7 protein-coding genes and 1 tRNA gene are annotated in these 13,494 nt (G+C 38.3%); 5 read left to right on the top strand and 3 right to left on the bottom strand.

Annotated features, from left to right (window positions below):
• Positions 1-71: 71 nt before the first annotated feature.
• The 4 genes from ACLL8Z_RS02125 to ACLL8Z_RS02110 are packed head-to-tail and all read left to right on the top strand — an operon-like array spanning position 72 to position 9,616.
• On the top strand, positions 72-3,212 hold the full coding sequence (locus tag ACLL8Z_RS02125) for a SusC/RagA family TonB-linked outer membrane protein (RefSeq protein WP_411273101.1): 3,141 nt from the start codon (positions 72-74) through the stop codon (positions 3,210-3,212).
• A gap of 6 nt (positions 3,213-3,218) precedes the next feature.
• On the top strand, positions 3,219-4,856 hold the full coding sequence (locus ACLL8Z_RS02120; RefSeq protein ID WP_411273100.1) for a RagB/SusD family nutrient uptake outer membrane protein: 1,638 nt from the start codon (positions 3,219-3,221) through the stop codon (positions 4,854-4,856).
• 35 nt (positions 4,857-4,891) lie between these two features.
• Positions 4,892-7,915 (top strand): SusC/RagA family TonB-linked outer membrane protein, encoded by a 3,024-nt coding sequence (locus tag ACLL8Z_RS02115; protein WP_411273099.1) that lies wholly within the window; start codon positions 4,892-4,894, stop codon positions 7,913-7,915.
• 21 nt (positions 7,916-7,936) lie between these two features.
• Entirely contained in the window at positions 7,937-9,616 is a 1,680-nt protein-coding gene (locus ACLL8Z_RS02110) for a RagB/SusD family nutrient uptake outer membrane protein (RefSeq protein WP_411273098.1), read from the top strand.
• A 138-nt stretch (positions 9,617-9,754) separates the two neighbouring features.
• On the opposite strand, the gene ACLL8Z_RS02105 is transcribed toward ACLL8Z_RS02110, so the two are convergent.
• Positions 9,755-9,834, bottom strand: a tRNA-Leu gene (locus tag ACLL8Z_RS02105).
• Positions 9,835-10,066: 232 nt separating this feature from the next.
• Positions 10,067-12,259, bottom strand: a complete 2,193-nt coding sequence (locus ACLL8Z_RS02100; protein ID WP_411273097.1) for a DUF5916 domain-containing protein — start codon at positions 12,257-12,259, stop codon at positions 10,067-10,069.
• Positions 12,260-12,441: 182 nt separating this feature from the next.
• On the opposite strand from ACLL8Z_RS02100, the gene ACLL8Z_RS02095 reads away from it, so the two are divergent.
• The gene (locus ACLL8Z_RS02095; RefSeq protein ID WP_411273096.1) at positions 12,442-13,230 is read left to right on the top strand and encodes a DUF1080 domain-containing protein; all 789 of its coding nucleotides are present in this window, start codon (positions 12,442-12,444) and stop codon (positions 13,228-13,230) included.
• A 14-nt stretch (positions 13,231-13,244) separates the two neighbouring features.
• Here the strand turns inward: ACLL8Z_RS02095 and ACLL8Z_RS02090 are convergent.
• Positions 13,245-13,494, bottom strand: a 250-nt coding sequence (locus ACLL8Z_RS02090) for an iron-sulfur cluster co-chaperone HscB C-terminal domain-containing protein (protein WP_411273095.1), incomplete at its 5' end; no start/stop codon positions are given.

Raw genomic sequence — 13,494 nt, 5'->3', positions numbered from 1 at the left:
ATTAAATGCTTTTTAATAAGCATTTAAAGCTTACAAACTCTTACAAATACTTTCACGAAAAAATAGTTGCTATGTTTAAACAATACTTGCAGAGCAAGATATTATTGAAGCCATTGTTTTCGATGACTCTCATGATATTAATAAGCAGCATTTCCTATTCCCAACAAGTAATTATAAGTGGGAAAATTACTGCTGCAGACGATGGGGAGGTATTGCCGGGAGTCTCGGTTCGTCTTAAGGATAACAGTACATCTGCAGTGACTAACGCCGAGGGCAGGTACTCAATTTCAGCAAGAAAAGGAAATACACTTGTTTTTAGTTACATCGGATTTACTACTACTGAATACCTGGTTAGAGATAATAATGAGGTAAATATTGCTTTAGCAATATCTGAGAATTCATTAAATGAAGTTATTGTCACTGGTTTAACCACCCAAAAGAGGTCTGACGTTACTGCAGCAATAAGTACTATATCTGGTAATGATATTTTAAAGTCTCCGGTAACAAATATTACAAATGCATTAGTTGGTCGGGTGCCGGGTATAATTGCACAGCAATTAAGCGGAAGGCCAGGTATAAATCAGTCTGAATTATACATCCGGGGGCGTGTTTCAACAGATTCAAAAGCGCTGATCGTAGTTGATGGAATAGAAAGGGAATCCTTCGGTGATATAGATCCTAATGAAGTTGAGACAATTACTGTTCTAAAAGATGCCGCCTCAACAGCTTTATATGGGATAAAGGGAGCTAATGGTGTATTCGTTATTACAACCAAAAGCGGTACAGATGGGATTACTAAAATATCTTTTACCAGTAATGTGGGTATTCAAAGCTATAAAAAACTGCCTGGTATTTTGCCTGCATATGAAAGCGCCATGTTACACAATGAGGGTCAGATCAATGTTGGCGTACCTGCAGCAAATAGAACCTTTACAGATCAGGACTTACAGATATTTAAAGACGGCACCGGCGACCCTTTGCTTTATCCAGATGTAAATTGGTATAAAGCCTTAACAAGGCCTCATTGGCTGCAAACTCAAAATAATGTAAATATATCCGGCGGATCCAAGGTGGCGAAATACTTTGCATCCTTTGGTCATACTTTTGAAGATGGAATATTTAAAGAATTTGCAACCCGCTCCAATTTTAAAACTACTCCTGATTATAACAGGTATAATTTCAGGTCTAATGTTGATTTTAACCTGACAAAAACTACCACCATCGGAGTAAAATTAGCAGGCAGGTTAGAGAAACGGTATGCTGTTAGTGGCATTTCAACAGGTGGAGACTTTAGGCAGTCATACCTTAACGGCGAAGAGGGATTTGTAAGCAGGATACTATTTATTCCATCATGGGGTCTGCCATTTAATAAAGAATTTGCAAAGGACCCATATAATCCAAATGGAGCCTTTAACCAGATCGAAGATTTCCAACGTTTAGGAACCAATACGTTTAACCCCTATGCTGTCTTGACAGGTAGCGGATATTTCGCATTTGACAATAATGTCACAGAAAGTATCGTAAACTTCAATCAGAAATTAGATAAGCTAACAAAGGGGCTATCAGTTAAAGGGGTATTTGGCTATACCTCAAATTTTTCTTCTGTTAAATTTCAAACGGGGTCATATGCCGCCTACACGCTAAACAGAACCACAAAACAGCTCTCGCCTTCAAGAAACACATTCGATGCAGTTTTGCAAGGCATTCGTCCGCAAAATTATGGAGATATAAAAACTACTCTTCAAATGTTTGTGAATTATGAGCGGGCCTTTGAAAAACATAACCTCGCCTCAAATATTATTGGGACCAGGGATTTACGGGAAATTGAAGGTAGTGGGGTTTTAGCGGCCCCGTTTGCCAACCAGGGCTTAGTTTTTAATTTCACCTATAACTATCACAGAAAATACTTTGCTCAGGTAAACGGTGCTTATAACGGTTCAGAAAATTACCCTGTCGGCAGAAGATACGGCCTGTTTCCTTCTCTTTCATTAGGCTATGCTGTGTCAAATGAGAATTTTTTGAAGGATGTAACCTGGTTAAGTCAGCTTAAAATCAGAGGGTCAGTAGGGTTAGTAGGTAATCCAAGTCCCGGGGGTAGGTTCCCATATTTAGATGCGTATAGTAGAGGAGTTAACTTGCCTCTTGGGGATCCAAATAATCCCAATCAAACACCAACTTATACACACTCGCAAATAGGAAATACCTTTTTTACATGGGAAAAATCTTTAAAGCGTAATATCGGAATAGACGCCTCTTTTCTTAAAGATAAATTTAGCTTAACCGCAGATATTTATGATGATACACGTTACGATATTCTATTGGCCCGAAATAATACCAGTTTTGCAACTTACGGGGAAAGTTTGCCAAGAGTAAATTTTGGTGAAAACTATAACAGCGGATATGAAGTTGAATTAACTCATCAAAATCAAATCAGAGATTTTAGATATAGTATTAATGCGCAGATAAGCCATAATAAAAACAGGATAAATATTGCAGATGATCCCGGACAACAACCGGCATATTTAAATGCAGTAGGCCAAAGTATTGGGCAAACCAGAGGCTATAAAGTTTTAGGGTTTTACGCTGACGCAGCAGACATCGCAGCAAATCCGGCTAATAAAATCACCTCTAATTCATCCATTCCAGGAGATTTTAAATATCAGGATATTAACGGTGATGGCGTAATTACCAATTTAGATCAGGTTCCAATTGGCTTTTCTAACATACCAGAATACGTTGGTGGATTAAATCTTTCATTGGGTTATAAAGGGCTTGCTTTTAACGTACTTTTTCAAGGTGTTGAAAACGTAAGTTCTGATCTCATTTTTTATAGCAGCGGAACCAATCAATACTATGACCAGATGCTGGGTCGATGGACGCCAACCAATCAATATGCAACCTGGCCAGCAATAAGACCTGGGAATCAGGCCGGAGGAAATCCTAATGAAACCAATAACGATTTCCTGCTTCAGGATGCATCCTATATAAAATTAAGAAACGTAGAATTAAGATATTCTTTACCTAAAAGTTGGGTGAGTAGAGCAAAACTACAAGCATTAAGCGTTTACGCTAACGGACAAAATTTAAAGACCTGGACAAAATTTTATGGTTTAGATCCGGAGAATTACACTAATCAAGTCTTGTTTGATAATAAGAGGACTACTTACCCTTCCACACGAGTGATAAACTTTGGTTTAAGTGCACAATTTTAATTTGATATGATGAAATTTCAAAAATATATACTCGTCTTATTCACTATCATAATATTTACTTCCTGTAAAAAAGATTTTTTACAGAGAGATCCGGGAGTGCCTATCGATTTTGATAAACTTTTTTCAGATCCAATGTTAGCCGCTGGCTTTGGAGATAATACCTATACCTTTTTAATAAATGATTACGCAAGATTTGTTGCAGCTCACCAGGGTACAACTGGAGAATTTGTCGATGAAGCTATTTCAAATACAGGCCTGCTACCGGTAAGTTTGGTTAATAGCGGCCAGTTTTTAAGTCCTAACGCTTTTGATGTAGCTACCACCTACCCAACCATGTACAGAGGCATACGTAACGCAAACATTATGTTAGAAAATATTGAAAAGGTTCCATGGAATGCGAACTATAACCCTAAATTCATCAGGGGTGAGCAGGTATTTTTAAGGGCGTTCTTTTATTTTGAACTGATGAAGAGATACGGCGGTGTTGTTCTTTTGAACAAAGCCCAAACGGTAGAAGAATCTGGAATGGATTTACCAAGAGCATCATATGACGAAACTCTCGCCTTTATCATAAAAGATTTGGATGAAGCAAGTTCATTGTTGCCAGCAGAATGGATCATTAGCGGTAAAGACAATGGAAGAGCAACTTCCGGGGCAGCAATGGCATTAAAAGCAAGAGCACTGTTGCATGCAGCAAGTCCCTTGAATAATCCTTCAGGCGAAGCTGCGAAATGGAAAAAAGCAGCTGACGCTTCTAGAGCAATTATTGATTTAAATAAATATGCTTTGGAAGCGAGCTACGAAAATGTGCTGATTCAGCCTAATTCCAAAGAGTATATTATGATTAGTATAAAAGCTCCCAGAGATTGGGTAGGTTATATTAATGATTTTATAGCACCACCAAGTATGGCAGGTCAGCAAAGTTTAATTTCACCAACACAAAATCATGTTGACTTGTATGAAATGAGTAATGGGAAACCAATTACTGATGCTACATCGGGTTACAATCCGCAACAACCTTATTTGAACAGGGATCCAAGGTTTTATAATAACCTCATTTATAATGATCAAAACTGGATTGGCAGAAAGGTAGAAACTTATATCGGAGGACGGGATAATTCTACTACTACAAACATCTTTACAAGAACCGGATATTATCTAAAGAGACTATGGCCTGAGCAAATTAGAAAAACTGGCGATAGGGGAATACTCAATTATGTATACCTGAGATATGCAGAAGTTTTATTGAATTATGCTGAAGCTTTAAATGAAGCAGAAGGGCCTACCTCTGCAGTTTATACTGCAGTAAATACTGTAAGAATCAGAGCGGGGTTACCGGTTTTGCCTGCTGGTTTAACTAAAGATCTAATGAGGGCGAGGATTAGAAATGAAAGAGCAGTAGAATTTGCATTCGAGGATATGAGGTGGTGGGATGTGCTGAGATGGAAGGCGGGAATCAGCATAGTAACACAGCCTATGAAAGGGATGAGGATCACTAAAACCGGAACTGCATTTTCTTACGCGGAATACAATCTTGCTGCTAATTATCAAAAAACATTTCTTGACTACATGCATCTCTATCCAATTCCTCAAAGCGAAATATTTAAAAGCTCCGGAGCTTTGAAGCAAAATCCCGGCTGGTAAATCTGCATATTAAAGTTTGAACTCAAAAAACATACATGAAAAGTCTACATATGAAGAGTCTATGGCTAATAACTTTAATCTTCTGTATCACCACAAACAAAGGTTTTGCGCAAAAGGAAGTTCCAAGATTATTTACGGGAAAGGTTATTGCTAGTGATATGCCTTTAGCTGGTGTACAAGTTGAGGTTCAGGAAAGAAACAGAAAAACTTTTACGGATGCTGATGGAAGCTTTTCTATCCTGGCAGAGCCGACTGATATTTTGATTTTTTATAAAAATGATTTTACTACGGTACAACGGAAAGCTGGAGATGCTCAGGGGTTAATTATTTCACTAGTCCCCTCAAAAATAGGGGGAGGAGAAGAAGATGAAGTTATTATTCCATTTGGAGTAAGGAAAAGCAGAGAAGTTACCTACGCCGTAGGCACCGTAAAAGGAAGCGATTTACCGCAATTGCCTATAGGATCACTCACTCCGATTCTCGGGGGACGCTTAGCTGGTTTGTACATACAGCAGACAAGTAATGGGCCGGGGAATGATAATGGTACTTTGCAGATTAGGGGGCGCTCGACCTATAACAGCGGCAATAATCCAAGGGTTTTAGTCGACGGTATATTCAGGGATTATTCTGATCTCGATATCAATGAGATAGAAAGTTTTACAGTTTTAAAAGATGCAGCTGCTCTAACCTGGTATGGGCTGAATGCCGCCAATGGCATTTTGATGATTACAACTAAAAAAGGCAGTAATAAAAGAACTTCAATCAATTTTGACAGTCAGACTGGCTTACAACAATCTGCAAACAATGTACAATCATTAAACTCTTTTCAATTTGCCAATTTATACAATGAGGCATTAAGCAATGGCGGGCGACCAGCAATTTATAATCAGGCAGCATTATCTGCTTATCAGAATAATTCAGACCCATTTAATTTCCCGAACAATAATTACAAAGGTGAATTTTTAAGAGAAAGCGCACCGATCTTCCGAAATGTCATTTCTGCTACCGGGGGATCCAATAGTTTTAGATATTTCACTTTACTAGGTTACTATAACCAAAAAGGAAACTTTAAATCAACAGAAACAGATGACTTCGATTCTCAGCTGAAGTTTCAACGAATAAATTTCAGGGTGAACTTAGATTATGATTTAAATTCCAACCTGACGGTGGGTTTAGATGCTGCTGCACGGACAGGAAACTTAAGGGAGCCACTTGACGGGGCTTCAGGCTTGTTAAGTGATCTATATAATCTGCCTCCAAATGCCTTTCCTATTTTAAACCAGAATGGCACGTTTGGCGGTACTTCTATTTACCAAAACAACCCTCTTGGGAGATTACAAGGCAGAGGTTACGTCAGAAATTTAACACGGGCGTTAATCGTAAATGCAAATGTAAAATATAAGATGAATTTCGTCACTCCAGGTTTATCTGCAAATTTCCTGGTTTCTTATGACACCCAGGGAAGCTACCAGTCAGGTTTAACAAAGAATTATGAAGTCACAGATTTAACTATTAATCCTCCAATAACCTACAGGACTTCTACACCTTTAAATTACCTGAGTAGTAGCTTTAGTGCCAATAACCGTAGAAACGAAATATGGGCTGGGGTTGACTATGAGCGCTCGTTTAAGGGAGATCATAAAATAAATTCCTCTTTGCGATTTATGCGGTCTGTAGATAATGCAGTAGAGCGTCTTGATTTTAGAGGGCAGCAAATTTCTGCCAGAGTAGACTATGGGTTTAAAGACAGATATTTCTTTGGCCTGGTAAGTAGCTACGCCGGATCAGAAAACTTTGCTCCTAATAGAAGGTATGGTTTTTTCCCTGCGGTATCTGCTGGTTGGATTGCATCAGAGGAAACGTTCTTGAAAGATAATAGCACTATAAATTATTTGAAGTTTAGAGCATCCTATGGCATCATGGGTAATGGAGACATTGGAGGAGCGAGATTACCTTTCAGATCATTATACAGGGCACCGGCAGGTTTCGGTTATGCATTCGGAACTGGCTTTGCGGCTACTGTAAGTGCCGATGAAATAAGCCCGGCGGGTAACCCCCTTATTACCTGGGAAAAATTAAACCGGTTTAATGTGGGGACAGATGTTCAATTATTGAATAAAGCGTTAACGCTCAGTGTTGATTATTTTGATGATAAACGAAGTGACATTCTTACCACTCCACGTGTGCCCAGCATTTTAGGTATAACACTTACCGGCATAAATGAAGGCAAAGTTAATAGTAAAGGAGTAGAGGGATCAGTTAACTATGAAAGACAGTTTAATGAATTTAATTTCTCATTAAATGGAAATTATACATACGCCAAAAATGAAGTTATTTCTATAAATGAAGACCGTGGGATACCGGCTTATCAGTCCTCAATTGGATTAAATACAGGTAACGTGTCCTTAATAAATACCAAACGTTTTTATGTTTCCGACGGATTATTTCAAAATCAGGCTCAGGTAAATAGCAGCCCTACTCAAGGTCCCGCCGGGGTAATTAAGCCTGGCGATATCAAATACAAAGACATAAATAATGACGGAGTGATTAATGGTTTAGATGCAATCAACACTGATTATACTGATATCCCTAAATCTTATTATGGCTTTGGGTTTAATGTTAAATACAAATTTCTTCAGGTAAATACCCAGTTTCAGGGTGTCACAGGAAGGTCCGTCCAAATTAAATCAATCGTGAATTCTGGACCGCTGGGGTTCAATGAGCTTAGTTTAAACCGCTGGACACCCGAAACAGCTTCTACCGCCAAATTTCCCAGACTTGCTGTGGCCGATAGGGCAAACAACAACCTGGATTCAGATTTCTGGATTCGCTCCGGTGATTTCCTTAAGCTAAGAACCGTAGAACTTAGTTTCTCACTACCAGAGAAATTGATAAAAAAAGTGAATGTCCAAAAAGCAAGGATTTACCTGACGGGATACAACCTGATGTCATTTACTAAACTGGATATTGATGTAGATCCGGAGATGCCATACGCAGGCTACGGTTCGTCTTATCCTAATTTAAAGACTTACTCTTTAGGTTTGAACGTTCAATTCTAGGCTTTACTCAATAAAAATAAGATGAAGAAATTATCATATAAAATTTATGTTATTGTTTTAATGACCTTAGTATTTTCAGGATGCAAAAAAGATTTTCTAAGCTTTGATTTTACCGAAGGCCCCGTCTCCAGTGAAAACGTATGGGGATCAGACAGAAATGCAAGAGGCTTTTTGAATTACACTTACAGAGGCCTTTTAACCAGATACGACCTGGGCGGCGGTGCTTTAATGGCAAGTGCGTCAGACGAATCTGTAAATTCTAGTTTAAATAATCCAGTCAATATCGTTAGTAATGGTACCTGGGGTCCGGTTAATACTTTTGACGATCAATATAGTAGCCTTTATGGTTCGCTCCGGTCGGCGAATATTTTTTTAGAAGAATCGCCTAAAAGCCGGATTTTCCCAACTACGGATATCCCGGGCTTACGAGGAGAGGCTTTTTTCTTAAGGGGGATGTTTCATTTTGAACTATTTAAAAGATATGGAAAGATTGTTTTAGCAAAACGATCCTTTAGTGCAAATGAGAATCTAAACCTTCCGCGGAATACGATCGAGGAAGTTGTAGCACAAATTGTTTTAGATTGTGATTCTGCAGTTGCATTAATACCTTCTATCTGGACGGGTTCAGGAACTGGTGTGCCTTATGACAGTGGTTATGATCCTAACAATAGAGGTAGAGCTACTAAAGCATCAGCTTTGGCTTTAAAATCAAGAGTATTATTATATTTCGCCAGTTCTTTATATAATACAAGCAATGATGTATCCAGGTGGCAAAATGCCGCAAATGCCGCAAAAGCATTAATTGATTTAAATAAACACTCTCTATTAAGTAAAACAGACTTTCCTAATCTTTGGAATTATAGTGATGCTGCTACGCAATACAATAGAGAAGTAATCTTTGCAACCACAGCTGTTGTAACCAACGCAATTGAGCAAAACAACGCGCCGGTAGGTTTTAACTCAGGCCTGGGTAGAGCCAATCCTACACAAAATTTAGTTGATGCTTTTGAAATGAGTAACGGTAAGGTAATTTCAGATCCAACATCGGGTTATAACCCTAATAACCCATATTTAAACAGGGACCCTCGTTTAAATCAATTCATTGTGTATAATGGTGCTATTTTCAAAACCGGCACACTATCAAGGGCTGTAGAAACTTTTGACGGAGGTTTAGATAATGTTCAGACTAATCTAAATTCTACTAAAACAGGATATTATTTAAGAAAATTTCTAAACGAAGGGGCAACTTATAATATTCCATCGCCAGCTTCTGTAAGACGTCCCTGGGTGATATTCAGATATGCAGAAACGCTATTAAATTATGCTGAAGCTTTAAATGAAGCTGTCGGTCCTAACGCTGAGGTTTATAATGCAGTGAATCAAATCAGAATAAGATCAGGCATGCCAGCGCTGGTTTCTGGTCTATCCCAATCGGCTATGCGGGATAAGATCAGAAACGAGCGCAGAGTCGAATTGTGTTTTGAAGAGCACCGCTTTTTTGATGTTCGCAGATGGCAAATGGGAGAAGCTTTTTTTAATGGTGCAGTACGTGGCGTGAAAATTACAAAAAATGGAACAGCATTTACTTATGCGCCATTGGTTGTGGAGAACCGCTTTTTTACAGCTAAGAATAATTTTTATCCTGTCCCCCAGAGTGAATTGAACAGAGCTCCAGCTTTAGGGCAAAATGCCGGGTACTAGGAGTTTGTCAGTGGATAGGTAGAACCGCGGCGGAGTAAGCCTCCGGTGAAGTTTCACTTCGATGATTGCATCATTGTATGTAGTAAAAAATAAAAGCCCATAACTGAATAAGTTACAGGCTTATATACATTCATTGGGTACCCAGCGCCGGAATCGAACCGGCACAGTTTCCTATCGGTGTTTGAGACCGACGCGTCTACCAGTTCCGCCAGCTGGGCATTAGAGTTGAACGTACTACTTGCCTACCGTCAGGCAGGCGTCATAAGTTATACGTGCATGGCGGCTAACCTCCCGTTAGGTCATTAACGGGTTACAAACTTAGATATTTTTTTGAAATTATGGAAGTCAGGTTAAAGTTTGTTGGTTATTGACGGAAAGCACCCTAATTCTACACAAAGCCCCATCAGAAAAGCCATTTTATAGTGGAACAATAAAAGCCGGAATGCTTACTTATAAACTTAATAAATCAAAGCTATGAGTGTATTTCAGTGTCAAGCTTTGTGTATCTAATAAATCGAGTAAATCTTTATCTTTTACTAAATTGACTACAACAAACAAACCATTATTCGCATTTTGTAACCACCCAAATCTTGCATTTACAGAAGTAATACTTGATCTGTTGTTATATTGAACCAAACTTTGAACAAACATACGTGGGGTAAATGAGTAAGCCAAACGGCCTCCAAGTACAATAGCTGTCAATTCTCCATTTGGCAGAGTTAATATATTGTGATTTATAAACACGGATGAATTAAACTTATCTCCAACCCTGGCTTTTATAGTTGCTCTTGTCGCTATTCTATCTCCTCCAAAATATCCTCCTAAAATAGTTTGACTACTCAATGAAAGTGCTTTGTTTTGATTTGTCATCACGACAACTTGCAATTCTTTATGCTTGTAATTTGACTTTGGCACTAAAACACCGAATAAATTAAAATCTTTCAAAACACCTTCTGTCGTATAATTTATTCCTGTATGAATTTCCAAGCCACTTTTCCAAACCCAATGGTTGTCAATATGAAGGTATCCTGTAACTAAATTTCCGTTGAAATCGGTATATTGTCTGAATGAGACGTGAGGCCTAAGTTCTAATAAATTCAACAAATTATCTGGTCTCCATCTATAAAGAACCAGAAATTCAGGTTTTCTGAAAGCACTCCTTTGAAGAAAACCTACTTCTGGGTTGAATCCTTGGCCTAATTCAGTATAAGCAGCTCTAAAGTCCCATTTGTCCCAACCATAACTGAACTGAATTTTATATGAATGATCAGAATCGGTAATTCCAGGTGTTGCACTTTTAGATAAAAATCCACTGATTTGTGCTTTTTGACCCAGTCCCCATTTTCCATCTATCGCCATGACGTGATTGTAATCATCTATCTTGCCTTCACCTAATCCTGTTCTATTTATAAATGCCGCTCCAATTGAAGATCTGCTTTTTGGAAAATCGTGGTTTACTCTAGCCATATTGAAGCTATTTTTATCTATGCCCAGAGTTTGGACGTCTTCTGTAAACATGCTTAATAATCCCACATTAGTTTGTCCTATTTTGCCTGAAACTCGTCCCCCTCCTATTATAGGTACAATGTTCCCATTTCCACCGATTCCAATCTTACGACTAAAAAATAAATCCACTTCGCCTGGGCTGCCCACCGTAAATTGACCTGCATTTTCCAGGAAAAATGGTCGCTTTTCTGGGAAAAATAAGTTAAATCGATCCAAATTAACTTGCTCATCATCTACTTCGACCTGAGCAAAATCAGTATTGTAAGTTAAGTCAAGTGTCAAACTAGGCGTTAGACTATATTTCAAATCCATTCCAACCTCAACATTTGTATCAGTTTTATCAGGTTCTTTGGACTTATTGTTTACAACTTGAGTAAGTGCATATGGAAATATTTTGAAATTGCCGGGATTTTTAAGGATCAATCCGTTCAATTTACCTGCCATAGACAATCTTTTCAAATCAAAACCTATTGGAATTGTTGCCCAATAAGCTGTTTCAGTAGTTTTGCTAATATTCCTTTCAAAATTGATACCCCAAACCCGATTTTCCCCTGCTGTAAATCTCAGAGAGCGCAATGGAATAGCAAACTCAGCACTCCATCCGTAATCTCCTATGTCGGTCTTGACATCCCAATCTGCATCCCAGTTTAAGTTTATACCACCGATTACACCTCCTTGCTGGCGGTTAGTATTTCTATTGCCTTGCCCTTCATTATCAATTTGAGCATCGTACTCCATGCCATTTGCATTGGTGCCGAATAAAAAACCATTTTGAGTATCGTTATAGGTATCGAGGATAAATAGAAAACTATCATCATCTGTAAGATCGGCATCTCTTCTTGAGTCAGAAACTACTATTGCCTTCGGATTACTATCATAACAGATCGCTGCGATATAAAACATTTTATCTGTATAAGCAATCCTAATCACTGTCTTCTCGGAAGCTGGAAAGCCGATTTTAGGTTTAATTTGTGTTAAATCACCAATGGGCTCTATACTTTCCCAAAATGCATCACCTATTATTTTACCGTCTACAATCGGATCATCATTACTTAATTTGGCTTGAACGGAAGGTATGTTCGTAATTTGAGTTTGTTTTCGGATTTCCTGAGCTTCAGCATAAAATGAAAAAAACATTATTAATGATAAAAGCCATCGAGATTTACGTTGAATGATCATGCCTGGAAAAGAAAGTTTGTTTTATGATTGGATAAATTTAGTTTTATATTCAATTTAAGTCGCAGAATATCTTAAAAATAGAGTGTAATTTTTACGATATTCAATTTTAAAACAAAACCTATTATAAAAAGCAAAGTATAATGAACAAGCACATTTTTTTCTCCATTTCAATTTCAGTATTTTTTTCATTCCTTCTTTTGATGGTTGGAAGTTCAGAAGCACAATCACAAGAAACTTCTATGAAGCCAGAGATGACAGAGTTTTATGAACCAGTACCTGGTGTGGTTACCCCCGGTAATGCAACGTCGAATGCCTTTATTACTGCACCCTCAGACGCTATTGTACTATTTGATGGCAAAGATCTATCCAAATGGAAAAACAAAGATGGAGGAGCCGCACAATGGAATGTACTGAATGGAGTGTTTACCGTTAAGAAAGGTACAGGAGATATTAGTACAATACAGGAGTTTAACGATTTTCAGCTTCATATTGAATGGTCTATTCCCCCAAATATTACCGGATCAGGACAGGCAAGAGGCAACAGTGGTATTTTTTTGCAAGGAATTTACGAGCTGCAGGTGTTGGATAATTATAATAACAAGACTTATACAAACGGGCAGGCTGGAAGTATTTACAAACAAACAGCACCTTCAAAAAATGCAATGCGCCCCCCTGGGAATTGGAACGTATATGATGTCCTATATACAGCGCCGCGTTTTAAAGAGGACCGTACATTATTTTCACCCGCCCGGGTAACCGTATTGCATAATGGGGTAGTTATTCAGAATAACACAACCATTACTGGCAATACTCCTTATATAGGTTTGCCTAAATACCAATTTCATGGTAAAGGGCCTATTAAGCTACAGGATCATGGAGATCCAAGCGCCCCAATTAGTTTTCGGAACATTTGGATAAGAGAATTATAGAAACTATCCAGGCTTCACCCCTTAAAGTTCAACAAACTTGTTTTGATCCGCATCAAATACTTTTCCCGGTACCATATATCCTTGATCTTGAGTAAAATACTATTTGGATCAGGGTTGGTTTTATTATCGAACTCGTCAGTCAGAAGTTTTAATTCATCGAAGAGAGAGGCTTCTAATTGATCTATTTCAGCACTAAGTATCATTAGCCGCCCCGCATCAGGGTCGAACTCCATATCCATCAAAGCCTCATTTACATCCATCATA

This window comes from Daejeonella sp., from assembly GCF_046590655.1.
Lineage (GTDB): Bacteria > Bacteroidota > Bacteroidia > Sphingobacteriales > Sphingobacteriaceae > Daejeonella.
Note: the sequence above shows the minus strand (reverse complement) of the source record. Positions and strands in the feature narration are given on the sequence as shown.